The sequence below is a fragment of the Streptomyces sp. NPDC046335 genome, assembly GCF_055587985.1.
The window spans coordinates 42,961-68,556 of record NZ_JBVJFF010000010.1; the positions used below are offsets into that span (position 1 = coordinate 42,961).

At 72.6% G+C, this 25,596-nt stretch carries 24 protein-coding genes and 1 pseudogene; 13 read left to right on the forward strand and 12 right to left on the reverse strand.

The genetic code is table 11. The features are described 5' to 3' along the window. The first annotated feature begins 6 nt into the window (after positions 1–6). Positions 7–177 carry a 50S ribosomal protein L32 gene (gene rpmF / locus ACZ6JY_RS24700; protein ID WP_469198878.1) on the forward strand — a complete coding sequence of 57 codons (171 nt, stop codon included), beginning with the start codon at positions 7–9 and terminating at the stop codon, positions 175–177. A 22-nt stretch (positions 178–199) separates the two neighbouring features. Here rpmF and ACZ6JY_RS24705 read toward each other — a convergent pair whose 3' ends face one another. Both ACZ6JY_RS24705 and ACZ6JY_RS24710 read right to left on the reverse strand, forming a co-directional pair. Next, entirely contained in the window at positions 200–433 is a 234-nt protein-coding gene (locus ACZ6JY_RS24705) for a hypothetical protein (RefSeq protein ID WP_469198880.1), read from the reverse strand. Between the two features lie 51 nt (positions 434–484). After that, positions 485–1,162 carry a TNT domain-containing protein gene (locus tag ACZ6JY_RS24710; RefSeq protein WP_469198882.1) on the reverse strand — a complete coding sequence of 226 codons (678 nt, stop codon included), beginning with the start codon at positions 1,160–1,162 and terminating at the stop codon, positions 485–487. Between the two features lie 237 nt (positions 1,163–1,399). On the opposite strand from ACZ6JY_RS24710, the gene ACZ6JY_RS24715 reads away from it, so the two are divergent. Next, entirely contained in the window at positions 1,400–2,647 is a 1,248-nt protein-coding gene (locus tag ACZ6JY_RS24715; protein WP_469198884.1) for a lactonase family protein, read from the forward strand. 69 nt (positions 2,648–2,716) lie between these two features. Beyond that, positions 2,717–3,007 carry a hypothetical protein gene (locus ACZ6JY_RS24720; RefSeq protein WP_469198886.1) on the forward strand — a complete coding sequence of 97 codons (291 nt, stop codon included), beginning with the start codon at positions 2,717–2,719 and terminating at the stop codon, positions 3,005–3,007. Here ACZ6JY_RS24720 and ACZ6JY_RS24725 read toward each other — a convergent pair. From ACZ6JY_RS24725 to ACZ6JY_RS24735, 3 genes are all read right to left on the reverse strand, one after another. Beyond that, positions 2,969–3,682 carry a DUF2470 domain-containing protein gene (locus ACZ6JY_RS24725; RefSeq protein WP_469198888.1) on the reverse strand — a complete coding sequence of 238 codons (714 nt, stop codon included), beginning with the start codon at positions 3,680–3,682 and terminating at the stop codon, positions 2,969–2,971. The genes ACZ6JY_RS24720 and ACZ6JY_RS24725 overlap by 39 nt on opposite strands. A 134-nt stretch (positions 3,683–3,816) precedes the next feature. Next, positions 3,817–4,473 carry an MBL fold metallo-hydrolase gene (locus tag ACZ6JY_RS24730; RefSeq protein WP_469198890.1) on the reverse strand — a complete coding sequence of 219 codons (657 nt, stop codon included), beginning with the start codon at positions 4,471–4,473 and terminating at the stop codon, positions 3,817–3,819. Continuing rightward, on the reverse strand, positions 4,473–5,558 hold the full coding sequence (locus ACZ6JY_RS24735; protein WP_469198892.1) for an S-(hydroxymethyl)mycothiol dehydrogenase: 1,086 nt from the start codon (positions 5,556–5,558) through the stop codon (positions 4,473–4,475). The genes ACZ6JY_RS24730 and ACZ6JY_RS24735 overlap by 1 nt, the downstream gene beginning before the upstream one ends. Positions 5,559–5,720: 162 nt before the next feature. Between ACZ6JY_RS24735 and ACZ6JY_RS24740 the strand changes: the two genes are divergently transcribed. The 4 genes from ACZ6JY_RS24740 (at position 5,721) to ACZ6JY_RS24755 (ending at position 9,422) form a co-directional block, all read left to right on the forward strand. Continuing rightward, entirely contained in the window at positions 5,721–6,530 is an 810-nt protein-coding gene (locus tag ACZ6JY_RS24740; protein ID WP_469198894.1) for an ABC transporter permease, read from the forward strand. 11 nt (positions 6,531–6,541) lie between these two features. Continuing rightward, complete coding sequence (locus ACZ6JY_RS24745; RefSeq protein ID WP_469198896.1) at positions 6,542–7,030, forward strand: glutathione peroxidase; 489 nt, start codon at positions 6,542–6,544, stop codon at positions 7,028–7,030. A 309-nt stretch (positions 7,031–7,339) separates the two neighbouring features. Continuing rightward, positions 7,340–8,362, forward strand: coding sequence for a D-alanyl-D-alanine carboxypeptidase family protein (locus tag ACZ6JY_RS24750; RefSeq protein ID WP_469198898.1), 1,023 nt, complete (start codon positions 7,340–7,342; stop codon positions 8,360–8,362). 46 nt (positions 8,363–8,408) lie between these two features. Continuing rightward, positions 8,409–9,422, forward strand: a complete 1,014-nt coding sequence (locus ACZ6JY_RS24755; RefSeq protein WP_469198900.1) for a Gfo/Idh/MocA family protein — start codon at positions 8,409–8,411, stop codon at positions 9,420–9,422. Positions 9,423–9,439: 17 nt separating this feature from the next. Here ACZ6JY_RS24755 and ACZ6JY_RS24760 read toward each other — a convergent pair whose 3' ends face one another. Next, positions 9,440–10,504 carry a YihY/virulence factor BrkB family protein gene (locus tag ACZ6JY_RS24760; protein ID WP_469198902.1) on the reverse strand — a complete coding sequence of 355 codons (1,065 nt, stop codon included), beginning with the start codon at positions 10,502–10,504 and terminating at the stop codon, positions 9,440–9,442. A 57-nt stretch (positions 10,505–10,561) separates the two neighbouring features. Then, positions 10,562–10,975, reverse strand: a complete 414-nt coding sequence (locus ACZ6JY_RS24765) for an SsgA family sporulation/cell division regulator (RefSeq protein ID WP_469198903.1) — start codon at positions 10,973–10,975, stop codon at positions 10,562–10,564. 274 nt (positions 10,976–11,249) lie between these two features. On the opposite strand from ACZ6JY_RS24765, the gene ACZ6JY_RS24770 reads away from it, so the two are divergent. The 5 genes from ACZ6JY_RS24770 to ACZ6JY_RS24790 all read left to right on the forward strand — a co-directional run bounded on the left by ACZ6JY_RS24770 (position 11,250) and on the right by ACZ6JY_RS24790 (position 16,154). Then, positions 11,250–12,788, forward strand: a complete 1,539-nt coding sequence (locus ACZ6JY_RS24770; RefSeq protein WP_469198906.1) for an ATP-dependent DNA ligase — start codon at positions 11,250–11,252, stop codon at positions 12,786–12,788. A gap of 132 nt (positions 12,789–12,920) precedes the next feature. Next, the gene (locus tag ACZ6JY_RS24775; RefSeq protein WP_469198908.1) at positions 12,921–13,406 is read left to right on the forward strand and encodes a cation:proton antiporter regulatory subunit; all 486 of its coding nucleotides are present in this window, start codon (positions 12,921–12,923) and stop codon (positions 13,404–13,406) included. 4 nt (positions 13,407–13,410) lie between these two features. Then, a complete protein-coding gene (locus ACZ6JY_RS24780; protein ID WP_469198910.1) occupies positions 13,411–14,667 on the forward strand; it encodes a cation:proton antiporter in 1,257 nt (418 codons plus the stop codon). Between the two features lie 97 nt (positions 14,668–14,764). Continuing rightward, positions 14,765–15,475: a hypothetical protein gene (locus ACZ6JY_RS24785; protein WP_469198912.1), complete on the forward strand. Its 711-nt coding sequence runs from the start codon at positions 14,765–14,767 to the stop codon at positions 15,473–15,475. An 85-nt stretch (positions 15,476–15,560) separates the two neighbouring features. Continuing rightward, positions 15,561–16,154, forward strand: a complete 594-nt coding sequence (locus tag ACZ6JY_RS24790; protein WP_469198915.1) for a sigma-70 family RNA polymerase sigma factor — start codon at positions 15,561–15,563, stop codon at positions 16,152–16,154. A gap of 92 nt (positions 16,155–16,246) precedes the next feature. Here ACZ6JY_RS24790 and ACZ6JY_RS24795 read toward each other — a convergent pair whose 3' ends face one another. Beyond that, complete coding sequence (locus ACZ6JY_RS24795) at positions 16,247–16,720, reverse strand: GNAT family N-acetyltransferase (protein WP_469198917.1); 474 nt, start codon at positions 16,718–16,720, stop codon at positions 16,247–16,249. A gap of 254 nt (positions 16,721–16,974) precedes the next feature. Here ACZ6JY_RS24795 and hemC point away from each other — a divergent pair, with 254 nt between their 5' ends. Next, positions 16,975–17,910 carry a hydroxymethylbilane synthase gene (gene hemC / locus ACZ6JY_RS24800; RefSeq protein WP_469198918.1) on the forward strand — a complete coding sequence of 312 codons (936 nt, stop codon included), beginning with the start codon at positions 16,975–16,977 and terminating at the stop codon, positions 17,908–17,910. Between the two features lie 15 nt (positions 17,911–17,925). Here hemC and pulA read toward each other — a convergent pair whose 3' ends face one another. The 4 genes and pseudogenes from pulA to ACZ6JY_RS24820 form a co-directional block, all read right to left on the reverse strand. Further along, positions 17,926–20,634, reverse strand: coding sequence for a pullulanase-type alpha-1,6-glucosidase (pulA, locus tag ACZ6JY_RS24805; protein WP_469198921.1), 2,709 nt, complete (start codon positions 20,632–20,634; stop codon positions 17,926–17,928). A 238-nt stretch (positions 20,635–20,872) separates the two neighbouring features. Next, positions 20,873–22,270 (reverse strand): annotated as a pseudogene (locus tag ACZ6JY_RS24810) (alpha-amylase); the annotation flags it as partial. A gap of 397 nt (positions 22,271–22,667) precedes the next feature. Then, the gene (locus ACZ6JY_RS24815; RefSeq protein ID WP_469198923.1) at positions 22,668–23,735 is read right to left on the reverse strand and encodes a LacI family DNA-binding transcriptional regulator; all 1,068 of its coding nucleotides are present in this window, start codon (positions 23,733–23,735) and stop codon (positions 22,668–22,670) included. Next, positions 23,723–25,372 carry a glycoside hydrolase family 13 protein gene (locus ACZ6JY_RS24820; protein ID WP_469198925.1) on the reverse strand — a complete coding sequence of 550 codons (1,650 nt, stop codon included), beginning with the start codon at positions 25,370–25,372 and terminating at the stop codon, positions 23,723–23,725. Before ACZ6JY_RS24820 ends, ACZ6JY_RS24815 begins: the two co-directional genes overlap by 13 nt. Positions 25,373–25,596: the final 224 nt, after the last annotated feature.

The window sequence follows — 25,596 nt, forward strand, 5'->3', positions numbered from 1 at the left end:
TCCCCCATGGCCGTACCCAAGCGCAAGATGTCCCGCAGCAACACCCGCCACCGGCGCGCCCAGTGGAAGGCCGTCACGCCTCAGCTCGCCCCCGTCACCGTCGACGGCGTCCAGCACATGGTCCCGCAGCGCCTGGTCAAGGCGTACGAGCGCGGGCTGCTTCGGCCGGAGGGCTGAGCTCCCCCGACGGCAGCGCACCTCACGTCAGCAGCCGCAGGACCTGGGCGCAGGCCGACGCCTCGTCCCCGTGCCGGGTCAGCGGATGGTGCGCCCCCCGCTCGTACGTCCCGACCTCCCACGCCCCGCCGTCGACCCTGCGCAGATAGACGAAGTCGGGGGGCGTGGGGGCCGGTTCGTGGACGCCTTCGATCCAGTAGTAGCCGTCGGCCACGCGGGCGGCCCGCAGGGCGGACAGCAGTGCCGAGACGTCCACGAGGTCCCGCCTCTCCGGTCGGCGCGTGCCGACACGCGCCGACTCGCGCGATCAGGCGCCCGCGGGCTTCAGATAGCCGTGGTCCAGGAGCCACTTCACGTTGAGGCGCTCGCCCTCGCCCGGGCTCAGGAAGGCCGGGTCGAGCTTGATCTGCCGGCCGCCGCCCGGCTGCTCGAACCAGGGGGCGATGCCGCCCTGCCACACGGAGAACGGCTTGCGCACCTCGTACACACGGTAGTCGCAGGCGTGCGCGGCCTCGCGGGTGTTGAGGTTCTGCGGCGGCAGCGCGCGTTCCGCGTAGGAGTCACCCGCCGGGGCCAGATAGGAGCCGAACTCCGATCCGAAGCGGTCAAGGCGCTCCCCCTCGTCCAACCGCTCGCGGTGCTTGTCGACCCGTCCGTTGACCGTCTCGAAGCCGTCGTTGGGCGGGTACTTCCAGCTCCCGGTGTCGGCGGGGCCCTCCCAGTACTTCTTCAGGAAGGCCTGCGGCGACAGCTTGCCGGTCCGCTTCCAGTTCTTCAGGAGCGGGCCGACGGGACGCTGCCACTTCTTGGGCAGCCATCGCGGGCCGAGGCGGGAGTCACCGTGGAACTCCCCCGTGCACGGCTCGTGCGCCGCCGTGTCCATCGGGGGCGCCGGAGCGGGGGAGGCGGCGGCGCTCGCGGCCGGCGCCGCGACCATGGTTCCTGCGACGCCGAGCGCCGCAAGGACGGTTCGGATGCGGGTCATGTTGCTGGGGGTCAACTCGGCATCTCCTCAGGCATCTGTGTGCGCCGGGAACGGCTCGCACACCGTATCCGAGCGGTAGCCCTGAGTGGCCCCAGGCGCGAGCCGCGCGCCTTGTTGGCCGGATCAGTACGGCGTACGTCCCCGAGGGCCGGCGGCGGTGCGCCTCTTGTCCGGGCCGCCGGGCACCGGGCACTGTGGCTGGCACCACCCGTCACCCCCGACCCCCGAGGTGCAGCCATGAACAGCGGAGCAGGGCCGGACCGAGACCCGGCGAGCCGCCCGGGACGGCGGACGATCCTCGGGGCGCTGTCGGGGGTGGCCCTCGCGGCGACCGGCGCGGCCTGCGGTTCTCCGGGTCCGTCGGAGCGCGGGCGGCCGGAGGGCAGGCGCACGGAGACGGCCTCGTCCGCCGCGCACCGCCCGCGCCGCGAGGGGCGGTTGTTCCTCGGGACGTACACCTCGCAGGAGGGCGGCGGTTCGGGCATCGGTCTGGCGACGTACGACGACACCACGGGGAAGATCACCGGTGCCGGCACGATCAGCGGGGTGCCCGACCCCTCGTATCTGGCCCTGCATCCATCCGGCCGCACGCTCTACGCGGTCGACGAGCGTGAGAAGGGCGGCGTGACGGCCGTCGCGCTCTCCGACGGCGGTGGGCACGAGGTCCTCGGGACGCGTGGGACCGGCGGGTCGGCGCCCTGTCATCTCTCGGTGCACCCGGGCGGCCGGTGGCTGCTCAGCGCCAACTACGGGTCGGGCAGCGTGGCCGTCCACCCCGTCGACGCCTCGGGCGCGCTGGGCGAGCGGACGGATCTCGTCAGGCACTCGGCCCCGCCGCCGGGCCCGGGGCAGGACGGGCCGCACGCCCACCAGATCGTCACGTCTCCTGACGGCCGCCATGTCCTCGCCGTCGACCTGGGCACCGACACGGTCTACACCTACCGCCTCGACACGAAGGCGGGCACCTTGCGCCAGGTGTCGTACGCGCGACTGCGGCCCGGCGCGGGGCCACGGCATCTGGCCTTCCACCCCTCGGGGCGCTTCGCGTACCTCGCCAACGAGGTGGACGACACCGTGGTCGTCTGCGCGTACGACCGGACCACCGGGCGGCTCACCCCCGGCGAACCGCAGTCGACCGGCTCGGGTGAGGGTGCCAATCATCCGGCGCAGATCGTGGTGACGCGGGAGGGGCGGTTCGCCTTCCTCGCCAACAGGGGGCACAACAGCGTGGCGCGGTACGCGGTCGAGGCAGCGGGGGCCCGGCTGCGGCTCCTCGGCACGGTGCCCGTGGACGGGGACTTCCCCCGGCACCTGGCGCTTTCGCCCTCGGAGCGGCTGCTGTTCACCGCCAACCAGAAGTCGGACTCGGTGAGCGTGTTCCAGGTCGACGCGGGCACCGGCGCGCTCCGCCTGACGGGGCGGCCGTTCGCGGCGCCGGTGGCGGTGTGCGCGCTGCCCTTCCACGACGCGGGCCGCACGGCCTGACGAGGAGAGCGGCCGCCGCGCCCCGGGCATCAGCGACGCGGGGTGCGGCAGTCGCTAACGTACGTATGTATGAGCACGGATATGGCCATTTTCCTCGCCGTCGCGGCCGTTCTCGTCGCCGCGACGCTCGTCGTCGCCGTCATGCTGCTCGTACGCCTCGTCCGCACCCGCCGTGAACTGCGCAGAGCCGGACTCCCCGCCGACCGGCAGTGGGTCTTCTGGGGAGCCGTGGCCTATCTCCTGCTGCCCGCGGACCTGCTGCCCGACCCCATCCTCCTCGATGACATCGGGGTGCTGCTGGTGGCGCTGCGGTCGATGCGGTCAGCCTCCGACGGGCCGGCCGCGCCAGGACGCCGATAGGCGGGCCTTCATCAGCAGGGCGTGCATGCAGTCCGTCACCTGGGTGACGTCCTCGACGGTCTGGTGGAAGGGAAGGCGCACATCGGCCTGGCCGCGGACGCGTTCGAGACGCAGGGAGATGCCGTGCATGTCGATGGCGAGCGGCCGGACGCGGACCACGCCGTGCAGGCTGTCGGGGCTGACGAGGCGGGTGAGCTGTTCGACGGCGTCCGGGTGGGCGTCGGCGAGGTGCGTGAGAAGGCGCGACTCGGCCTCGGCCAGCGGATCGGGGACGGTCAGCGCGAGTTCGTCTAGTTCGATGCCCTCGCGCTCGCCGTTCGCGTCGTGCAGCACCGCGCACGTCGGCTCGAAGAGGAGGTGCTCGCCGTCGTACGCGAGGGCTCCGGAGAGCCAGAGGCGGGCGCGGATGCGCTCCCTCATGGGGACCGGCGCGACGTCGGCGAACTCGATCAGCGTGGACGGTTCACCGCGCGGCGCGCAGATGAGGGCGGCGGCCAGCGCGCTGTCGTCGGGCGGGCACAGCCGCAGCCGGCCGTCCTCGGTGAGACTGTGCGCGCCCACGAGTTCGTCTCTGCCGATCTCCGTGGTCACCGCGCACGACCACGCGGTGGCGAGCAGGGAACGCGCGCGTGCCGCCGCTGTGGGCACGGTCGTGCTGCTGTGACGGACACCCATCCTGAACCTCCATTAGGTAAGCCTTGCCTAACTTATCGGAGATCGTGGAGTGCCGCCAGTACGCGAACGGCCCCGCACGGCGAACCGTGCGAGGCCGTTCCCGGGAACCGGAAGTACCTGGAGAACCTGACGCGTCAGTGCCCCCGGGCGATCCACTCCTGGAGATGCGGCGCCTCCGCGCCGATCGTCGTGCTGTCGCCGTGCCCGGTGCGCACCACCGTGTCGGACGGCAGCGTCAGCAGCCGCTGCTCGATGGAGGCGACGATCGTCGGGAAGTCGCTGAAGGAACGCCCCGTCGCCCCCGGCCCGCCCGCGAAGAGCGTGTCACCCGTGAAGACGGTGCCGAGATCAGGCGCGTACAGGCTGACCGCGCCATGGCAGTGGCCCGGCGTGTGCAGCACCTTCAGGACGGTGCCCGCGACGGTGAGTTCCTGCCCGTCGGCGAGTTCGCCGTCGGGGGCCCGGTCGGGGTGGGTCTGCTTCCACAGCTCCGCGTCGGCCGGGTGCAGCAGGATCGGCGCGCCCGTGCGGGCGGCCAGGGCCGGGGCCGCGTCGATGTGATCGTCGTGCGCGTGGGTGCAGATGACGGCGGCGAGGCGCCGCCCGCCCACCGCATCGGCGATGGCGTCCGCGTCGTGCGCGGCGTCGATGACGACGCACTCGCTGTCGTCGCCCACGATCCATACGTTGTTGTCGACCTCCCAGGTGCCGCCGTCGAGGGAGAACGTCCCCGACGTGACGAGGTGGTCGATCCGCGCGCCGGGGGCGCTGTGCGTGGTCTCGTCCGCCATCAGAACATCACCACCGAACGCAGGACGTCGCCGTGGTGCATGCGCTCGAAGGCCTTCTCCACGTCCTCCAGGGCGATGGTCTCCGTGACGAACGCGTCCAGGTCCAGGCGGCCCTGCCGGTAGAGGTCGATGAGCATCGGGAAGTCGCGTGAGGGCAGGCAGTCCCCGTACCAGCTCGACTTGAGGGAGCCGCCGCGGCCGAAGACGTCGAGCAGCGGAAGCTCGATCTTCATGTCCGGGGTAGGCACGCCGACCAGGACGACCGTGCCCGCCAGGTCGCGGGCGTAGAAGGCCTGCTCGTAGGTCTCGGGGCGGCCGACCGCCTCGATGACGACGTCGGCGCCGTTGCCGCCGGTCAGCTCGCGCACGGCCTCGATCGGGTCGGTGGCGCGGGAGTTGACGGTGTGGGTGGCGCCGAGGCTCTTGGCGGTCTCCAGCTTCGCGTCGTCGATGTCCACGGCGATGATCCGCGCGGCCCCGGCCAGGCGGGCGCCCACGACGGCCGCGTTGCCCACGCCTCCGCAGCCGATGACGGCGACCGAGTCCCCGCGGCCCACGTTGCCGGTGTTGATGGCGGCCCCGATACCGGCCATCACGCCGCAGCCGAGCAGCCCGGCGGCGGCGGGTGAGGCCTCCGGGTCGACCTTGGTGCACTGCCCGGCGGCGACGAGGGTCTTCTCGGCGAAGGCTCCGATGCCGAGGGCCGGGGAGAGTTCCGTGCCGTCGGCAAGGGTCATCTTCTGCTTGGCGTTGTGGGTGTCGAAGCAGTACTGGGGGCGCCCGCGCAGACAGGCACGGCACTGCCCGCACACGGCACGCCAGTTGAGGATCACGAAGTCGCCGGGCGCGACCTCGGTGACGCCCGCGCCGACCGACTCCACGACGCCCGCGGCCTCGTGCCCGAGCAGGAAGGGGAAGTCGTCGTTGATGCCGCCCTCGCGGTAGTGGAGGTCCGTGTGGCAGACCCCGCACGCCTGGACCTTCACCACGGCCTCGCCCGGGCCCGGGTCCGGCACCGTGATCGTCTCGATCCGTACCGGCTCGCCCTTCGCGCGTGCGACCACGCCTTGCACCTGCTGCGCCATGACTACAGCCCTTCTCTCTCTGCACGTCTTTCCCGCCCCATCGTCCCAGGTCGAGCCGCCACTGTCCGCAGCGGCACAGGAACGTCCCGGGGCGCTGGGCCCGCCTTGTCCGCTCAGGCTCTCGGCGACCGCGGCAAAGCCGGCGCCCTCTAGTGTGTGCGCGTGCGTGATCAAGCTGCTCAGGCGTTGCTCCCCGTCGGCACGGCGCTCGCCGTGGCCCTGTTCGTGCTGCTGCTCCTCGCCGCGGCGACGGCGGCGGTGTTCCGGCTCGTCCCGGACGGCTCGCGCGGCCGGGCGCGGGAGATCCTGCTCGCCGGGGTCCGCGCCACCGTGCAGTTGGGTGCCGTCTCCCTGGTGATCGGCTGGATCGTGCACCACGCGGCGACGTTGTACGCCTTCCTGCTGCTCATGTTCGCCGTGGCCACCCGCACCGCGGGGCGGCGCATCACCCGCAACGGCACCTGGTGGTGGGCCGCGCTGCCCGTCGCGGGCCCCGTCGTCCCGGTGGTGACGGGACTGACGCTGGCGGGGCTGCTGCCCGTGCGGGGCATCGCCATGATCCCCGTGACGGGCATCCTCATCGGCGGCGCCCTGACCGCCACGGTCCTTGCGGGACGCCGCGCCCTGGACGAACTCCGGACCCGCTACGGCGAGTTCGAGGCGGGCCTGGCCCTGGGACTCGCCGCCCACGACGCCCGCATGGAGGTCATCCGCCCCGCCGCATCGGACGCCCTGCTGCCGGGCCTCGACCAGACCCGCACGGTGGGCCTGGTCACCCTCCCCGGAGCCTTCGTCGGCATGCTCCTGGGCGGCGCGTCGCCGGTCCTCGCCGGAGCCGTGCAGCTCTTCGTCCTGATCGCCCTGCTCGCCGTCCAGGCGGTGGCCGTGGCCCTGACGGTCGAACTGATCGCCCGGGGACACCTCCACCGCCTGGGGGCCGACCCCGCCGAGGGCCGGGCGGGGCGGGCGTAAGCTCGATGACCATGTCCGTCTACGAAGAAGAAATCGGCGCCCTGCGGGGCGGTTCCGCCGACCTGCGCCAGTTCGATGGCAAGACCGTCCTCGTCGTCAACGTGGCCTCCAAATGCGGTCTCACCCCGCAGTACGCGGGCCTGGAGCGCCTGCACGAGCAGTACGCCGCGCGCGGCTTCAGCGTGCTCGGCGTGCCCTGCAACCAGTTCATGGGCCAGGAGCCCGGCACCTCCGAGGAGATCGCCGAGTTCTGCTCGGCGACGTACGGGGTGACCTTCCCGATGACGGAGAAGGCCGACGTCAACGGCGCGGACCGGCACCCGCTGTACGCGCGCCTCGTCGACACCGCGGACGCCGAGGGGCACACCGGCGACATCCGCTGGAACTTCGAAAAGTTTGTGATCAACGGCGCCGGCGAGGTCGTCGCCCGGTTCGGTCCGCGCACCGAGCCGGACGCCCCCGAGGTCGTCGCCGCCATCGAGAAGCACCTGCCCGCCTGACCACCGGTCACCGCGCCGCAAGCGTGGCGCCCCCGGCCGGGTGACGGCCGCCCGGCCGGGGCCCTGCCGGGCAATCGGGTGATACATCCGGCCGGGCCAAGCCGATCTGCGGAGTGACGGTGTCGCTCATACGGTGACCGAATGGTCATCAGGTACCTTCCGCGCACCTCCTCCGTACATTCCGCGGCCCTCGCGCTCGGGGCCCTGGTCCTCCTGTCGACGCCCGTATCGGCCTCCGGACTCCCGGCGGAGCCCGCGCCGCCGAGGCCCCTTCCCGCGTACACCTCCGCCTACCTGGACCGTCCGGGGGTGCAGGTCAGGCCGGATGCCGACGCGCCGCCGCCGCCCGCTCACGTGTCCGCGCTCGCCTGGGTGGTGGCCGACGCCCACTCGGGTGAGGTGCTCGCGGCGCGGAACGCGCACAGCCCGCTGCCGCCCGCCTCGACGCTCAAGTCGCTCTTCGCCCTCGCGGTCATGCCGCACCTGGACGCCGGGAGCCGGCACCTGGTCGCCCAGCGCGAGCTGGACCGGGTCGGCACCGGCAGCAGCCTGGTCGGCGTGGCGCCCGGCCGTGACTACCGCGTCGCCGACCTGTGGCGCGGCGTCTTCCTCAGCTCCGGCAACGACGCCGTCCACGTCCTCGCGCGGCTCAACGGCGGCCTGGACAAGTCCGTGCGGGAGATGCGCGACAAGGCCCGGGAGCTGGGCGCCCGGGACACGCACGTGGTCACGCCCGACGGCTACGACGCCGCCGGGCAGGTCTCGTCCGCGTACGACCTCGCGCTGTTCGGCAGGGCCGGGCTCGCCGATCCGCAGTTCGCCCGCTACTGCTCGACACGCGTCGCCCAGTTCCCCGCGGGCGGCTGGTCGTACCCCATCCAGAACACCAACCGCCTGCTGACCGGCGCGGACGGCGTCGCCCCCTACCCGGGGCTGCTCGGCATCAAGAACGGCTACACCAGCAACGCGGGGGCCACCCTGATCACCGCGGCCGAGCGCGACGGGCGCACGCTCGTCGTGACGGTGCTGAACCCGCAGGAGGGCGGCGGGCACGCCGTCTACGAGGAGGCCAGGTCCCTGCTCGACTGGGGCTTCGCGGCGGCCGGGAAGGTGCGGCCCGTGGGTTCGCTGCTCGCGCCGACCGCGAGGATCTCCCGCGCGCACACGGCAGGGGAGAGCGCCCTGCCCAAGCCCGACGACTCCGAATGGCCCGCGCTCCTGATGGTCATGGCGGGTTCGGTCGCCGTGCTCGCGGGCCTGATCGTGGCGGTCCGGCGGCGGGCGGCTACGGTGTCCCGACGTACGGACACGGAGAAGAAGACCGTCGATTGAGAGCCCGCTTCCCCGCGGGCTCCGGGCGAGCGTGGGGAGACTTCGGGTGACTGGAGCGCTGGGGGTGGCCGTGCTCGGGGCGGGCCACATGGGAGCCGACCACGTACGGCGGATCGGCGGGACGGTGGGCGGGGCCCGCGTCGTGGCGGTCGCCGACCCCGACACCGCGCGGGCCGAGGCCGCGGTCGCCGGACACTCCGGAGTGTCCGTGCACGGCGACGCCCTCGCCGCGCTCGACGCCCCCGGCGTGGAGGCCGTCCTGGTGGCCTCGCCCGAGGCGGCGCACGAGGAGGCGCTGCTCGCGGCGTGCGCGCGGGGCCTGCCGGTGCTCTGCGAGAAGCCCCTGACGCCCGACTCCGCCTCGGCCCTCAGGGTGGTGGAGGCCGAGGCACGGCTGGGGCGCAGGCTGATCCAGGTGGGGTTCATGCGCCGGTACGACGCCGAGTACGCGGCCCTGAAGTCACTGCTCGACTCCGGGCGTCTCGGCCGTCCCCTCATGCTGCACTGCCGCCACCGCAACGTGTCCTCTCCCCCGCACTTCACCTCGTCGATGCTGATCAGCAGCTCCGTCTCGCACGAGATCGACGCGGCCCGCTGGCTGCTCGGCCAGGAGATCACCGCGGTGACGGTGCTGCGGCCCGCTCCCTCGTCCGGCGCCCCCGAGGGGCTGCTCGATCCGCAGCTCGTGCTCTTCGAGACGTCCGGGGGCGCGCTCGTCGACGTGGAGATCTTCGTCAACTGCGGCTTCGGCTACGAGGTGCGGTGCGAGGCGGTCTGCGAGCGCGGCAGCGCCCAGGTGGGTGACGCCCGCGCGATGGTCGTCCGCTCGGCGGGCGGCGCGCGCGAGGACGTGCCCCAGGACTACCTGGTCCGCTTCGCCGACGCCTACGACCGCGAGGTGCGCGCCTGGGTCGCCGCCGCGCGCCGGGGCCGGGCCGAGGGTCCGAGCGCCTGGGACGGCTACGCGGCGGCGGTCGTCGCCGAGGCCGGGGCCGCGGCCCTGCGCGGCGGGACGCGCACGGAGGTCGCCCTTGAGCGGCGGCCCGCGCTGTACGGCTGAGGCCGGCGGCCCCGCGCTCACGTGTCCCGGAAGTCGGTGTTCATCCGTCGCCGGTCCTGCTCGTCCCACTTGGTGGTGTCGCGCGGTTCGACGTAGGGCTCCTCGTCCGCCGGGTGGCCCCCGGCGATGGCCCGCTGCCGTGAGGTCTCGGCGTCGAACTCCAGGCCGAGGAGGATCGCGAGGTTGGTGATCCACAGCCACACCAGGAAGACGATGATCCCGGCGAAGGTGCCGTACGTCTTATTGTACGAGGCGAAGTTCGCCACGTACAGGGCGAAGGCGGCGGAGGCGATCAGCCAGATCAGCAGGGCGAGGAAGCTGCCCGGCGTGACCCAGCGGAAGCCGCGGACCCTGGCGTTGGGCGTCGCCCAGTACAGGATGGCGATCATGAGGATGACCAGGAGCACGAGCACCGGCCACTTCGCGATGGACCAGACGGTCAGCGCGGTGTCCCCGATGCCGAGCGCGGTGCCGGCCTGGCGGGCCAGCGGTCCCGTGAAGACCACGATCAGCGCGCTGAGCACGGCGAGGATCATCAGGACCACGGTGACGCCGACGCGGACCGGCAGCACCTTCCAGACCGGCCTGCCCTCGGGAATGTCGTAGACGGCGTTGGCCGAACGGATGAACGCCGCCACGTAGCCGGAGGCGGACCACACCGCGAGGACCAGACCGACGACGGCCATCACCGAACCGATTCCGGCGTTGCCCTGGAGCTGCCGCACCGCGTTGGTGATCACTTCACGTGCGGCGCCTGGCGTGAGCTCGGTGAGGTTGTCGAGCACCTTGTCGGTCGTCGACCTGCCCGCGATGCCGAGCAGCGAGACCAGGACGAGCAGGGCCGGGAACAGCGCCAGGATCCCGTAGTACGTCAGGGCCGCCGCGCGGTCGGTCAGCTCGTCCCGCTTGAACTCGCCCAGGGTCCGCCGCAGCACGTCACGCCACGACTTCTTGCCCAGGGCCGTGGGGGTGTCCGGCGCCCGCCGCTCCACCTCGGGCTCGGGTCCGTACTCCGAGTCGGGACCCTCGTTCGAGTCCGGCCGCTCGTCGTCGCCCTGCCCCGATTCATGTAGCCGTGTCATGTGTCCAGCAGTACCCGTGCTCCGCGCCGCGCGCATGCGGGCCGGACCCCGGACGTGTCAGACGCCGCCGAGCAGCCGCGAAAGGCCCTGGTCGAGATCGAGGCTGGTCCCCTCGTCGTCGGCGGGGACCATGGCGTAGGCGCGCGACAGGAAGCGGCGCAGCACGGAGGTGTCGAACTGGACCAGGGCGAGTCCCTGGTGCGAGTGGAACTCCAGTACCGTCCGTGCCCGGCCGGAGGGCCATATGTGCACGTCACCGCTGCCCGCCGGGGCGGTGAGGCCGTCGTCGAGGAGCTGGCGGGCGAAGATCCACGTGACCTCCATGCCGTCGAGCGAGGCCTCTGAGGGGAAGGTGATCTGGACGGCCAGGGGGTCCGCCGCCGAGTAGCGCAGAGCCACGGGCAGGGCGCGCTCGCGGCCGTCCGGGGTGGCGAGGCAGGCGCGGGCGGGCTGCCGGAGGGTGTCGGCCATGATCGAACTCCACTTCTGCTGTTCCAGTTCCCGGGACCTCCGGCGGCGAGGTCCCCATGCCCTTAGGACCCGTGACACGGGTCTTCATTACGGCGGTGCGCCGATTGGTCGATGTGATCCGCGCCACTCCCCTTGGTCGACGAGGCTCCGCGGCGGCGCGTGGTCTGCCGCGCCGCCGCGCTGTGCGAGTGCCCTGCGCGGCGGAGCGCACACGTATCTCCGGCGAACACCGGTACCGGCTGCGCCACGCGTGCGCCCGATGCAGGATGGCCCCATGCTGCTCGCCCGGCTCGCCCACGTGTCCAAGGAAGTGGCCGCCACTTCCGCCAGGTCCCGGAAGATCGCCCTGCTCGCCGAGTTGTTCCGCGCGGCGGAGCCCGAGGACGTGCCGGTCGTCATCCCGTATCTCGCGGGGCGGTTGCCCCAGGGGCGCCTGGGCATCGGCTGGAGCACGCTCAAGGAGGCGGGGCCGCCCGCCGGTGAGGCGACGCTGACCGTGGCCGGTGTGGACGCGGCGCTCACTGCGATCGGCGTGGTGTCCGGCGCCGGGTCGCAGGCCGAGCGCAAGCGTCTGGTGGGTGAGCTGATGGGGGCCGCGACCGCCGACGAGCAGAGGTTCCTGACCGGACTGCTCACCGGTGAGCTGCGGCAGGGCGCCCTGGACGCGGTCGCCGTCGAGGGCCTTGCGGTGGCCACGGGAACCCCGCCGGACGCGGTGCGGCGCTCGGTGATGTTCGCCGGGGGTGTGGCCCCGGTCGCCGAGGCCCTCCTCGCGCGCGGCGCCGAGGCGCTGGAGGAGTTCCGGCTGACGGTGGGCCGTCCCCTCCAGCCGATGCTCGCGCACGGCGCCACGTCGGTCGCCGAGGGCATCGACAAGCTCGGCGCGTGCGCGGTCGAGGAGAAGCTGGACGGCATCCGCGTCCAGGTGCACCGCAGCGGGGACGACGTACGCGTGTACACGCGCACCCTGGACGACATCACCGACCGGCTGCCCGAGCTGACCGCCGCCGCGCGTGAGCTCAAGGGGGCGGACTTCATCCTGGACGGCGAGGTCATCGCGCTGGACGCCGACGGGCGCCCGCGGCCGTTCCAGGACATCGCGGGCCGCGTCGGCTCGCGCGTCGACGTGGCGGCAGCGGCGGCCGGGCTGCCCCTGTCCCCCGTCTTCTTCGACGCCCTGTCCGTGGCGGGCCGGGACCTGGTCGACCTGCCGCTCACCGCGCGGCACACGGAACTGACCGCCCTGGTCCCCGAGCCGATGCGGGTCCGCCGCACCCTGGTCGAGGACCCGGCGGACGAGCGGCAGCGCGCCGCGGCCCAGGAGTTCTTCGGGGCCACGCTGGGGCGCGGCCACGAAGGGGTGGTGCTCAAGTCGCTCGACTCCGCCTACCACGCGGGCCGCAGGGGAGCCTCCTGGCTGAAGGTGAAGCCGGTCCACACCCTGGACCTGGTGATCCTCGCCGCCGAGTGGGGCTCGGGCCGCCGCACCGGCAAGCTCTCCAACCTGCACCTGGGCGCACGGCGGCCCGACGGGACCTTCGCCATGCTCGGCAAGACCTTCAAGGGCATGACGGACGCGATGCTCGCCTGGCAGACCGAGCGCCTCAAGGAACTGGCGGTCAGCGCGGACGAGTTCGTCGTACGGGTCCGCCCGCAACTGGTCGTCGAAATCGCCTACGACGGCCTTCAGCGCTCCTCGCGCTATCCCGCGGGCGTCACGCTGCGCTTCGCCCGCGTCGTGCGCTACCGCGAGGACAAGCCCGCCGACCAGGCAGACACCATCGAGACAGTGCTGGCCGGACGCACGCCCTGACCTCGGTGTTTCACCACCCGGCCGCCGTCGTGAACGGCCGGCCCGGCTCCTCCCGCGTGATTTTTTGCCAATCCTTGGCCCCGATAGGGTGACAGACCGGGGGTAGATCAAACATCACGCAAGGGGAGAGCTGTGCCCGCATCACGTCTCAGCCGTACGCCGCTTCCAGGCATCGGCATCCGGTACGACCTGGCCACCCGAGAACAGCGCCGGCTCTCGGTGATCGCGCACCGGGACGGGGCGCGGACGCTGAGCGCCTACCGCTCGGACGACCCCGACGAGTGCGCGCTGTCGATGCGGCTCAGCTCGGGCGAGGCGGACGCGCTGATCGACGCGCTGATGCCCTCGCACCACAGCCCGAACCTGCTGCACACCACGGACCTCGGCCTGGTCGCCGAGCGGGTGCTGCTGTCGGCCACCTCGTACTGGAACGGGCGCCTGCTCGGCGAGACCCGGATGCGGACCGAGACCGGCGTCTCGATCGTCGCGGTCCTGCGGCGGGCCGAGGCCATCCCGTCCCCCACCCCCGACTTCCGGCTCGCGGGCGGCGACACCCTCATCGTGATCGGCACACGCGAAGGCGTGGAGACGGCCGCGACGATACTCGGGCGGGAGTGATCGCGTGCATTCCGCTGTCTTCCTGATCGAGTTCGGTGCGATCATCCTGGCCCTCGGCCTGCTCGGCAGGTTCGCCGGGCGCTTCCACTTCTCACCGATCCCGCTGTACCTGCTCGCGGGGCTCGCCTTCGGCCAGGGCGGGCTGCTGCCGCTCGGCGCCAGCGAGGAGTTCGTCGCCATCGGCGCCGAGATCGGCGTCATCCTGCTGCTGCTGATGCTCGGGCTCGAATACACCGCCAGCGACCTCGTCAGCAACCTCAAGACGCAGTATCCCGCCGGGCTCGTCGACATGACGCTCAACGCCCTGCCGGGTGCCGTCGCCGCGCTCCTCATGGGCTGGGGGCCGGTCGCCGCCGTGGTCCTCGCGGGCGTCACCTGGATCTCGTCGTCGGGCGTCATCGCCAAGGTCCTCGGGGACCTCGGGCGGCTCGGCAACCGCGAGACCCCGGTGATCCTCAGCATCCTGGTCCTCGAAGACCTGGCGATGGCCGTCTATCTGCCGATCATCACCGCCCTCCTCGCGGGCGTCGGCCTGGCCGCGGGCAGCCTCACGCTGGCCATCGCCCTCGGCGCGGCGGGCATCGTCCTCTTCCTCGCGGTGCGCTACGGACGGGTCATCTCCCGCTTCGTCTCCAGCGACGACCCGGAGAAGCTGCTCCTCGTGGTGCTCGGCCTGACCATCCTGGTCGCGGGGATCGCGCAGCAGCTCCAGGTGTCCGCCGCCGTCGGCGCGTTCCTGGTCGGCATCGCGCTCTCCGGTGAGGTCGCCGAGGGCGCCCACTCGCTGCTCGCGCCGCTGCGGGACCTCTTCGCCGCCGTCTTCTTCGTCTTCTTCGGCCTGCACACCGACCCGGCCAGCATCCCGCCGGTACTGCTCCCGGCCCTGGCGCTCGCCGTCGTCACTGCCCTGACGAAGATCGCCACCGGCTACTGGGCGGCGCGCCGCGCGGGCGTCTCCGTACGGGGCCGCTGGCGGGCGGGCGGCGCGCTGGTGGCGCGGGGCGAGTTCTCCATCGTCATCGCCGGGCTCGCGGTCGCCGCGGGCATCGAGCCCATGCTGGGGCCGCTGGCCACGGCGTACGTCCTGATCCTCGTCATCGTCGGCCCGCTGACCGCCCGTTACACACAGCCCGTCGCGGGTTACGTGAGCGGGGTCGTCGCCCGGCGCCGCGCGACCGCGGACACCACTGGCGCGACGGTGCCCGGTCCGCGGGAGGCCGTGGAGTCGCTGGACGGGCAGGACGCGGGCGAGCGGTCCTAGCCGCCGTACGGCTCGACGCATTACGTGTAGAGGGCATGTGCAGGTAACCGCGGGACTGCCTCCCGATGCCCCGTTCCCGCCTGGCACGATGCTCCCCATGACCTCAGGGCCAGGGTTCCGCCTCGCACGAGCCGCCGTGTTCGCGGCCGTGTGCGTAGTGGCGACGGCTCTGGGTCACGCGCTCATGTCCGATGCCCCACTGCCCTGGTGGGCGGTGGGGTACGCGTTCGCCGCGACGTCGGCCGCCGCGTGGTGGCTGACCGGGCGGGAGCGCGGGGCCCCGGCGGTCACCGGTGCCACCGTCGCGGCGCAGCTGGGCCTGCACGAACTGTTCGGTCTTGCCCAGCGGGTGAGCGCCCCCGCCCCCGCCCCCTCCCCCACGTCCATGTCCACGTCCATGTCCATGGGCGCTGGGGGTGACGGCATGGATCACATGAGCCATGCGATGCCGATGCCGGTGCCTGTACCGGCGTCGCCGCACTCCGCCGTGCCGGACGAGGGTGTCTCGCACTGGATCATGTCTGTCTTCGGGCCCGGCGACTCCGGCATGTTCCTCGCCCACCTCACCGCCGCGCTGATCTGCGCCCTGTGGCTCTGGCGCGGCGAGGCGGCCGCGTTCCGCACCGGACGGGCCCTCGCCGCCGCCGTCTTCGTACCGCTGCGGCTGGTCCTCACGGCCCTGGCCGTCTCGCTTCCCCCGGCTCCGCCGCACGTCGGCGCGCTCGCGCCCGTACCGCGCCTGCGCGGGGTCCTCCTCCAGCACGCCGTCTCCCGCAGAGGTCCGCCGGTCCTTCCGGCCAGTTCCTGACACCGCCCGCACCCCCAGGTGCCGGGCGGATCTTCGGCGTTCCACGCCGTCGCACCGGACTCTCCTCACCGAAGGACCTCTTGCGATGCCTCCTGCCCTCGTGCGCCCCGGACACGGCCAAGACGCCGCCCGGGACGAGCTGATAACCGAATGGGCCCTCGCCGCGCGCGACGGCGACCCCGACGCGTTCGAGCGGTTCGCGCGCGCCACCCGGCGTGACGTCCTGCGCTTCGTGACCCATCTCAGCGGCGACCCGCACGCGGCCGACGACCTGACCCAGGAGACCTACCTCCGCGCCCTGACCTCGCTGCACGGCTACGCCGCCCGGTCCTGCGCCCGCGTCTGGCTGCTCGCCATCGCGCGGCGCACGGTGGCCGACCGCTTCCGCGCGGCGGCGGCCCGGCCCCGGATCTCCGACACCGGCGACTGGCAGGCCACCGCGGAGCGCGCCCAGCCGCGCGGTCTGCCCGGCTTCGAGGAAGGCGTGGCCCTGCTGGACCTCCTGGCGGCCCTTGACGCGCCGCGCCGCGAGGCGTTCGTGCTGACCCAGCTCGTCGGGCTTCCGTACGCGGACGCCGCCGCCGCTGTCGGCTGCCCCGTGGGGACGGTGCGCTCCCGGGTGGCACGCGCCCGGGAGCGGGTGAGCGCGCTGCTGCTCGCGGCGGACCACGTCGCGTGACCGCCCCCGGCTGACACGACGGCCCCGGCCGCCGGCGCCCACATGCCTCGCGGGTCCGGCGGCCGGGGCCATCGCTCTGCCGGGTCCGTGGCCTAGCCGGTGTTCTCGCGTACGAAGAGCGTCACCGACACGCTCGCCTCGAAGCCGTTGGCGCGCATCAGGGCGGCCGAGGCGGTGTTGCGGGATTCGACGTCGGTGACCACGGCGTCGGCGCCCGCCTCCGTGAGGGTCGCGCAGCAGGCCTTGACCAGGCGGCTCGCGATGCCCTGGCCCTGGTACTCGGGGGCGCACGCGATCCACTCCAGGTTGCCCCAGTCGGAGCGCTGGTCGAAGCCCATCGAGCCGAGGACGAAGCCGGCGAGCCGCTCTCCGTCCAGCGCCACCCAGCAGGCGGACGCCTCGCTGTCGAGGTGGCCGGCGATGGCCGAGAGGGACCAGGACGTGTACGGCTTCACGGAGGTGTCGTAGACCCTGCGGCCCAGCGCGAGGACGTCGGCCAGATGGGTGGCCGTCATCGGGGCGAGGGCGACGGCCCGGCGCTCCGGCGACGCGGCGGGGGTGGACATGCGGGCCTCCCGTGGGCGCGGCGCGGCGCCGGGCCGCGCCTTGGTGACCTCACGCTATGAGGCGGCCCACGGTTACGCATGCCGAGAAGACCCGGGCGGCGGCCGGGCTGTGGCCGGGCGCACGCGCCGCCGGAAGTCCGGCCCGCCGCCGCCCGCCACTCGGCCAACTGGGTTACGCCGGGCCGCCCTTGCCCGGCGGCCCGTATCAGGGGCGTGTGCGTGAACCGCGACCGCGAAGCCCTATCGTGGGGCGCATGTCCGTTCCTGAACTCATCCGCATCGTCTCCCGTTCCTCCCCCATGGCCCTGGCCCAGGTGGAGCGCGTCCGCGCCGAACTCGCCGCGCTGCACCCCGGCATCCGCACCGAGGTCGTACCGGTCACGACCTCGGGCGACCGCTGGATGGGCGACCTGGCGCTGCTCGGCGGCAAGGGGGCCTTCACCAAGGAGGTCGACGCCGCGCTGCTCGCGGGCGAGGCGGATCTCGCCGTGCACTGCGTCAAGGACGTACCGGCGGACCGGCCGCTGCCCGCGGGCACGACGTTCGCCGCGTTCCTCAAGCGCGACGACATCAGGGACGCGCTCATCCACCCCGGCGGCCTCACCCTCGACGAGCTGCCGGCCGGTACGCGCATCGGCACCTCCTCGGTGCGCCGCCGGGCACAGCTCGCCGCCTCGCACCCCGAGCTGGAGTGCGTGCCCATGCGGGGCAACGCGGGACGGCGCATGGAGAAGCTCGCCGCGGGCGACGCCGACGCGCTGCTGCTCGCCCAGTCGGGCCTGGAGCGCATCGGCCGCCCCGACCTGGCGAGCGAGGTGCTGTCCGTCGAGACGATGTGTCCGCCGATCGGTGCCGGCATCCTGGCCCTTCAGTGCCGTGAGGACGACACCGCCACCATCGACGCGGTGACGGACCTCGGCGACCGGGACGCCTGGCGCGAGGCCACCGCCGAGCGCATGTTCCTGCACGTGCTCCAGGGCCACTGCAACTCCCCGATCGCCGGGTACGCGCGCTCCGAGCGGAACGGTGACCTGTCGCTGCGCGCCTGCGTCTTCACCCCCGACGGCAAGACCGTGATCAACGCCCACGAGTGGGCGGGCCCCCTCGACCCGGCGACGCTCGGCACGTCCGTGGCCGTCGCGCTCCTGCGCCAGGGGGCGCGGGAGCTGATCGACGGCATCGCCCACTGACGGAGCCCGCGGGCCTCAGCGCCGCTCGAAGACGGCGACCGTACGGGCGGGGACGGTGAACGTGCCGGACTTCCTCTCGTACGAGGCGGCCCTGACGGTGGCGTCGGCGCCCTTGGCCTGTACGGGGTGCAGTCGGTACGCGGTGTCCGCGAGGGCCCCCACCCGCTGGGTCCGCGCCTGCGGGGTCGCGTTGAAGACGACCACGAGGTCACCGACCCGCATGGTGACGACGCCCGGCGTCTCCGCGGCGGTGCCGGAGAGCGGGAAGGAGAGCCGGGACTGGACCTCGGCGGCCGTCCTCAGGGAGAAGGCGGGCTCGGTCGCGCGCAGCCTGACCAGGTCCCGGTACGCGCCCGACGCCGAGTCGATCTCCCGGCAGCCCGGGTTCAGCGCGGCGGACGCCAGGAGGGGCTTGGCGAAGCTCCACTTGGCCTTGTTGTCCGCGGCCGGCGGCAGCCCGCGCCCGAAGCCGTTGCCCTCCCGGCAGTTCCAGTGGATGGCGTTGAACCAGTCACCGCTGTCGAAGGAGTTGCGGTCCAGGGACTTCGAGCGCAGCAGGTCGCTGCCGGCCTGGGAGAGTGAGGGGCCCTGGGCCAGGGTCGCGGTCGCCATCGCGAGCACCTGCATGCGGGCCCGGTCGGCGGGTGACGTGTCCGCGGGCAGCTTGAAGGCGAGCGCGTCGTACAGCGACTCGTTGTCGTGCGCGTCGGCGTAGGAGAGGGCGTCGCCGGGAGCCGCCGCGTAACCGGCGGGAGAGCCGTTGTAGTCGACCTCCGAGCCCTTGACCCTGCGGCCCGCGGAATCGGTGAACGTGTACGAGGCGAGGTTTCCGGCCAGGCCCACCTTCAGCAGGTCCTGGTAGTGCAGGAGCCTGGCCTTCTGCTGGGCCTCGGTGCCGTTCGACTTGGAGGCGTTGGGGTCGGTGTAGAGGCCGCTCGCGAAGCCCTGGACGCCGGGGTCCTCGTCGAAGGGGCTGCCGCCGCGCACGGCGTCGCGGCTGCGGTCGGAGAAGGTGGCGACGCCCGTGCCCGCCATGTTCTTCTGGGTGGCCTGGACGAAGCGGGCGTCGTCGGCGACCTCGCCGAAGTTCCAGCCCTCTCCGTAGAGGATGATCTTTTTCCCGTCGACGCCGTCCCTCTTGGGGGTCAGCGCGTCCAGGGCCTTGCGCACGGCGACGATGTTGGCCTTGGGGTGATGACCCATCAGGTCGAAGCGGAAGCCGTCGACCTTGTACTCCTTGGCCCAGGTGACCATGGAGTCGACGACGAGTTTGCCCATCATGGCGTTCTCGGGCGCGGTGTTCGCGCAGCACGTCGAGTTGGCGACCGTTCCGTCGGCGAGGAGCCGCTGGTAGTAGCCGGGCACGATCTTGTCGAGGACGGATTCGTCGGCCTGTCCGCTCGCGACGGTGTGGTTGTAGACGACGTCCATCACGGTCCGCAGCCCGGAGCGGTTCAGCCCCTGGACCATCTGCCGGAACTCGACCGTGCGCCGGGTTCCGTCCGGGTCACTCGCGTAACTGCCCTCCGGCACGGTGTAGTGCACCGGGTCGTAGCCCCAGTTGTATCCGTCCTTGGCGGCGGTTTTGCCGACGCACGCCTGCTGCTCCTCGGAGTCGGGGGCCGGCGCCGTCAGGTCGCAGTCGGGCTTGGCCTGGTCGTCCTCGCGCTCGGGGACGATGCCGAAGTCGGAGGCGGGCAGCAGATGGACGTACGACGTACCGGCCTTGGCGAGCTTGCGCAGGTGCTTCATGCCGTCGGACGCCGTGTCGGTGAACGCGCGGTACTTGCCCGGGTGGCGGGAGGTGCGGTCGTCCACGGAGAAGTCGCGGATGTGCAGCTCCTGGATCTGCGCGTCCCGCAGCGGCGTCGCCTTCGGCTTCTTCGTCCTCTCCCAGCCCGCGGGGGCGAGCCTCGGGTCGTCGAGGTCGACGGCGAGGCTGCGGGCGGAGCCGGCGGTCAGGCCGGTGGAGTAGGGGTCGGTGACCTTGTTGGTGACCACCTTCTGGACGCTGGGCGCCCACACCTTCACGACGTACCGGTACGACGTGCCCGCCCAGGCCTTGGGGCCGCTGAGCGACCACACGCCGCTGGCGTCGTCGCGCCGCATGGGCACGGCCTTGCCGCCCAGCTCCAGCGCGACGGACTGGGCCGTGGGCGCCCAGACGGCGAGCGTGGTCCTGCCGTGCCGGAACCGCGGGCCCAGCTCCGCCTTGGTCGCGGCGGCGCTGTAGAGGTCGTCGAGGATGCCCTGCGTCTGGACGCCGGTGGCGGCGAGCAGCGTGCCGTCGGCGTCCTCGCGGACGGCGACGACCTGGCCGGTGAGGGCATGGCGGACCTGGTCGCGGTCGCGCGGGTCGACGGTGAAGGCCGCGTAGCCCTTCAGGTGCGGGTACTTCTTCCGCTGGGCATCGGTGAGACCGCCCTCGGCCGGGGCCAGGCGTATGCGCCGCCCGTCACCGGCGAGCTTCCCGTCCCGCACGGCGAGCCGCCCGTCGGGCGAGTACACCAGCTCGTGGGTCGTGGCGCCACCACTCGGCAGCTCCCAGGCGACGGTGTTCCGGTCGATCCACTGGGCCCTGGCCTTGACCAGATCGACCTGGTCACCCGCTTCGGCGGCGTCGGACGCGCGGGGCGTCGCGGCAACGGAGGACGTCAACGGCGCGACCAGGGCGAGCAGAGCGAGGGCGGAGGTGACGAGGGTACGACGGGGCGAGCCGGTCAAGGGGGTCTCCTTGTGAAGTCGGGGGCCAGAAGCAATCACCGGGGCAAAAATCAGCCCTCCGGCGACCGGGAAGCGGAATGCCGGGGCAAAAATCAGCCCCTCCGGCGTTTGAGGAGCGGGGTCCGGGGCGGAGCCCCGAGGCGGGGGACGGAGCAGCGGGTGGGCCGCCCGGCGGCGGGGAAGCGGAAGCCGGGCGGCCCGTATCGCGGGACGGTTCAGCCGCGCCGCACGGCGCTCAGCACTTGCGGGCCCCCGTGTGCAAAGCCAGCGCCGTGCCCGGCGCGACGCTCGCCGTGAACTGCCCCGAGCCGTTGACCGTGACGGACCTCCGGCCCTGGACGTCGCAGTAGTCGCCGGCGGCCAGCGAGGTCTGGAAGGTGCGGTTGACGGTGGAGCCCTCGTGGTTGATCACCACGTACGCCTTGTCGCCGCGGCCGAACGCGATGGCGTCATTGCCGTTGTCCCACCAGTTGGTCATGCCCGTCCCGCGCGCGGTGTTGCGGAACTTGACCATGCTCCTGATCTCGGGCCAGGCGTGCTGGCACTTCCAGCCGTCGCTGTAGCAGGCCTTCACGTAACCGCCGTCGGGCGACCCGGCATCGGTGTTGCTGAACTCGTAGCCGGAGTGCACGTCGGGCGAGCCGTAGGGCAGGGCGAGCATGAAGACGTGCGCGAGGGTGTACTTCGCGCCGTCCTTGTAGTTGAGGGTCTGGCCGTGCCGCTCGGTGTCGTGGTTGGTGACGAAGACGGACGTCTTCGAGCCGGGCATGTAGCCCCAGCCCTCGCCGTAGTTCTTGAGGTAGGCGAGCTTCTCGTCGTTGAAGACACGCTTGAGGTCCCAGCCGTACCGGAACTCCTGCGCGTCACCGACCGCGGTGTACTCGCTCGGCGACACCGCCTCGTTCGCGCCGAACAGCGTCTCCTGCTTCCAGTAGATGTCCTGCTTGCTCAGCCGCGACTTGATGTTCCTGAGGTCGTCGACGGGCATGTGCTTGGCCGCGTCGACGCGGAAGCCGTCGACGCCGAGCGAGAGGAGGTCGTTGAGGTAGGCCGCGATCCGGCCGCGGACGTACTCCTCGCCCGTGTCGAGGTCGGCGAGGCCGCCCAGTTCGCAGTTCTGGGTGTTCCAGCGGTCCTGGTAGTTGCTGATGGGCGCCTGGCAGTTGTTCATGTCGAAGTGGGAGTACGTGCCCGGGTAGTCGTACTTGGTGAAGCGGGAGCCCGCGGAGCCGGTGCCGGAGGCGTTCGTCATGTGGTTGATCACCGCGTCGGCGACGACCTTGACGCCCGCCCGATGACAGGTGTCCACCATGCTCTTGAACGCGGCCCGGTCACCGAGCCGGGTGCCGATCTTGTAGCTGACGGGCTGGTACGCGGCCCACCATGCCTCGCCCTGGAGGCGCTCCTGGGGCGGCGACACCTGGACGGCGCCGTACCCGTCGGGGCCGAGCTGGTCCGTGCACGCCTTGGCCACCGAGGCGAACTTCCACTCGAAGAGTACGGCGGTGACGTCCTTGCCGCCGGGCGGCGCGGCCTGCGCCTGCGGAGCTCCGGCGACGAGGCTGCCGGCGACTCCGGCGGCGAGGGCGAGGGCGGCGGCGAGGGGTCTGCGGACTCTGGTCTTCCGGGCAGCCATGAGGGCCTCCTGCGTGAGTGGGGATGGCCTTGTCCGGCAACGCGCCGTGCCCGTCAGGCCGTTGAAGGATGTTGCAGCAACATTTCAACGCCGATTTCGGTCGAGACCGTACGACCCCACGGAACCCGGGTCAACCCTTCCGGCACAACTGGGCGCCACACTGCGGTTTCCTGGATTTCATTCAACGCAAGACCTTTCGCAAGAGATTGCGACGGTGTTACGTTCAACGACGACTCCGGCCCGGGCGGTCGGGGGTCCTGAGCAACGGACCCCACGCGCCCGGCCGTTCGGGCCGGGGTCCCGCGAACGGGGAGGCCCCGGTGCCACATCGTTACCCCGCTGCCCCGACCGGGCCGGCGCCGGGCCCTCCCTGCGACACCTCCCCGCGACACCTCACTCAGCGCGGCGCCTGCGCCGTGGACCCCCGGACCACCAGCTCGGGCTGGAAGACGAACTCCGTGTGCTGCACGGGGTTCCCCTGGATCTCCTCGAGGAGCGCGCCCACCGCGGCCGTCGCCATGGCCTGCACCGGCTGCCGCACCGTGGTCAGCGGCGGGTCGGTGAACGCGATCAGGGGCGAGTCGTCGAAGCCGACGACGGAGACGTCCCCCGGCACCGAGAGCCCGCGCTGACGCACCGCGCGGACGGCGCCCAGCGCCATCATGTCGCTGCCGCAGACCATCGCCGTGCACCCCTGGTCCAGGAGCGCGCTGGCCGCCGCGTGGCCGCCCTCGACCGTGAACAGAGTGCGCTGCACCAGCCGCTCGGCCTCCCCCTGTGCCAGGCCGAGCAGGCTGTGCAGCGCCGCGGTGAACCCCTCGGCCTTGCGCCGGGAGGGAACGTACCGGGTCGGGCCGATGGCCAGACCGATCCGCTCGTGCCCCAGGTCGACCAGGTGGCGCACCGCCATCCGGGCCGCCGCGCGGTCGTCGGGCGAGACGAAGGACACCGGGATGTTCTCGTTGTAGCCGTTGATCAGCACGAACGGTGTTCCACGGCCCGCCAGTTCGAGGTAGCGGGTCGGGTCCGCTGTGGTGTCCGCGTGCAGCCCGGAGAGGAACACGATGCCGCTGACGCGGCGCTCCTCCAACTGCTCGACCAGCTCGTCCTCGGTCGCGCCGCCCGGCATCTGGGTGCACAGCATCGGGGTGTAGCCGTGCCCGGCGAGGACCTGCTCGACGACCTGCGCGAAGGCGGGGAAGATCGGGTTGCTGAGCTCGGGGACGACGAGCCCGACGAGACCGGCGCTGTGCCGCTTCAGGCGCAGCGGGCGCTCGTAGCCCAGGATGTCCAGGGCCGCGAGCACCCGCTGCCGCGTACCCGTCGCCACCCCCGGTTTGCCGTTGAGGACCCGGCTCGCGGTGGCTTCGCTCACCCCGGCCTGGGCCGCGATGTCCGCGAGGCGCGGAGCACCGCGGTCGGCCCAGTCCGAGGCGCGCGACGGGGAGATGGTCACACCGCCCACCAGACGGTGGTGTCGGCGGGCAGCTCGGCCTTGCCGTCCACGGCCTCCACGGGGGCGTTGGCGAGCAGGATCCGGCCGGGAGCCGGTATCCGCACCGGGGCACCGGTGGTGTTGGCGGTGCACACGAAGCCCTCGCGGCGGAAGGAGAGGACCCCCTCCGGGGCGTCGAGCCACTCCAGTGAGTCACCCGCGCCGAGGCCCGGCTGTGTCCGCCGTACGTCAAGCGCCCGCCGGTAGAGCTCCAGGGTCGAGTCGGGGTCACCGGTCTGTGCCTGCACGCTCAGCTCGCCCCAGCCGGCGGGCTGCGGCAGCCAGCTCCCGCCCGTGCCGAAGCCGTGGCTCGGGCCTTCGGCGGTCCACGGGATGGGCACGCGGCAGCCGTCGCGGAACCCGTCCTGCCCGCTGGCCCGGGCGAAGGAGGGGTCCTGGCGCACCTCGTCGGGCAGGTCGGTGACGTCGGGCAGGCCGAGCTCCTCGCCCTGGTAGATGTAGGCGGAGCCGGGCAGCGCGAGCATCAGGAGGGTCGCGGCGCGGGCGCGGCGCAGGCCGAGTTCGCGGTCGCCGGGGGTGCGGAGCTGGGTGCCGAGCCCGGGCGGGTTGGCGAAGCGTGTGGCGTGGCGGGTGACGTCGTGGTTGGAGAGCACCCAGGTGGCGGGGGCGCCGACGGGCCGCATGGCGGCAAGTGAGGCGTCGATGACCGCCCGCAGCTCCGCGGCGTCCCAGTACGTGCCCAGGTAGTGGAAGTTGAACGCCTGGTGCATCTCGTCGGAGCGTACGTAGGCGGCGGAGCGCTCGATGGTGGGTGTCCACGCCTCCGCCACGAGGATGCGCTCGCCCGCGTACTCGGCGAGGACGGCGCGCCAGCTCCGGTAGATCTCGTGGACACCGTCCTGGTCGAAGAAGGGCATGGTGTCGTTGCCGAGCAGCATGAGCTGGTCGTGCGCGCCGATGTCCGGCAGGCCCTCGGCCTTGACCAAGCCGTGGGCGACGTCGACGCGGAAGCCGTCCACGCCCATGTCGAGCCAGAACCGCAGGATCGAGCGGAACTCGTCCTGGACTGCCGGGTGCTCCCAGTTGAAGTCCGGCTGCTCGGGGGCGAAGAGGTGCAGGTACCACTCGCCGTCCGGGGTCCGCGTCCAGGCGGGGCCGCCGAAGATGGACTCCCAGTCGTTGGGCGGGAGTTCACCGTTGGCGCCCTTGCCGGGGCGGAAGTGGTAGCGCTCGCGCAGCGGCGATCCGGGGCCCTCGCGCAGGGCGCGCTGGAACCAGTCGTGCTGGTCGGAGGAGTGGTTGGGCACCAGGTCCACGATGATGCGCAGGCCCAGCGCGTGGGCGTCGCGCAGCAGGGCGTCGGCGTGGTGCAGGTCGCCGAACATCGGGTCGATCGCGCGGTAGTCGGCGACGTCGTACCCGGCGTCGGCCTGCGGCGACGAGTAGAACGGGCTGAGCCAGACGGCGTCGACACCGAGGTCCCTGAGGTAGGGCAGCCGGGCGCGGATGCCTGCCAGGTCGCCCATGCCGTCACCGTTGCCGTCGGCGAAGCTGCGCGGATAGACCTGGTAGATCACCGCGTCGCGCCACCAGTCCGTGTGGGTGCCGGAGGCGGGGGCTGTGGGGGCAGCGAGATGCTGGGTCATGTCTTCCCTGGGATCGAGAGATCGAGAGATCGATGGGCCGGGAGAACCGGTGGGCCTGGAGCCGGTGGGCCTGGAGCCGGTGGGCCTGAAGCCCGGTGGGCCGGGAGCCTGGGCCGGGAGCCTGGGCCGGGAGATGCGGTGGCCGAAGGGGTCGGTGGCCGAAGGGATCGGTGGCCGAGGGATCGACGGCCGAGAGGGTCGGTGGCCGAAGGGGTCGACGACCG

Excerpts from the sequence above, each read along its gene's own strand:
- ACZ6JY_RS24760 (WP_469198902.1), bottom strand. The coding sequence starts at position 10,504 with ATGACACGGCTACATGAATCGGGGCAGGGCGACGACGAGCGGCCGGAC.
- ACZ6JY_RS24725 (WP_469198888.1), bottom strand. The coding sequence starts at position 3,682 with ATGGGTGTCCGTCACAGCAGCACGACCGTGCCCACAGCGGCGGCACGC.
- ACZ6JY_RS24820 (WP_469198925.1), bottom strand. The coding sequence starts at position 25,372 with ATGACCCAGCATCTCGCTGCCCCCACAGCCCCCGCCTCCGGCACCCAC.
- ACZ6JY_RS24710 (WP_469198882.1), bottom strand. The coding sequence starts at position 1,162 with ATGACCCGCATCCGAACCGTCCTTGCGGCGCTCGGCGTCGCAGGAACC.
- hemC (WP_469198918.1), top strand. The coding sequence starts at position 16,975 with ATGTCCGTTCCTGAACTCATCCGCATCGTCTCCCGTTCCTCCCCCATG.
- ACZ6JY_RS24765 (WP_469198903.1), bottom strand. The coding sequence starts at position 10,975 with ATGGCCGACACCCTCCGGCAGCCCGCCCGCGCCTGCCTCGCCACCCCG.
- ACZ6JY_RS24770 (WP_469198906.1), top strand. The coding sequence starts at position 11,250 with ATGCTGCTCGCCCGGCTCGCCCACGTGTCCAAGGAAGTGGCCGCCACT.
- ACZ6JY_RS24745 (WP_469198896.1), top strand. The coding sequence starts at position 6,542 with ATGTCCGTCTACGAAGAAGAAATCGGCGCCCTGCGGGGCGGTTCCGCC.
- ACZ6JY_RS24730 (WP_469198890.1), bottom strand. The coding sequence starts at position 4,473 with ATGGCGGACGAGACCACGCACAGCGCCCCCGGCGCGCGGATCGACCAC.
- ACZ6JY_RS24720 (WP_469198886.1), top strand. The coding sequence starts at position 2,717 with ATGAGCACGGATATGGCCATTTTCCTCGCCGTCGCGGCCGTTCTCGTC.
- ACZ6JY_RS24735 (WP_469198892.1), bottom strand. The coding sequence starts at position 5,558 with ATGGCGCAGCAGGTGCAAGGCGTGGTCGCACGCGCGAAGGGCGAGCCG.
- ACZ6JY_RS24715 (WP_469198884.1), top strand. The coding sequence starts at position 1,400 with ATGAACAGCGGAGCAGGGCCGGACCGAGACCCGGCGAGCCGCCCGGGA.
- ACZ6JY_RS24795 (WP_469198917.1), bottom strand. The coding sequence starts at position 16,720 with ATGTCCACCCCCGCCGCGTCGCCGGAGCGCCGGGCCGTCGCCCTCGCC.
- rpmF (WP_469198878.1), top strand. The coding sequence starts at position 7 with ATGGCCGTACCCAAGCGCAAGATGTCCCGCAGCAACACCCGCCACCGG.
- ACZ6JY_RS24785 (WP_469198912.1), top strand. The coding sequence starts at position 14,765 with ATGACCTCAGGGCCAGGGTTCCGCCTCGCACGAGCCGCCGTGTTCGCG.
- ACZ6JY_RS24790 (WP_469198915.1), top strand. The coding sequence starts at position 15,561 with ATGCCTCCTGCCCTCGTGCGCCCCGGACACGGCCAAGACGCCGCCCGG.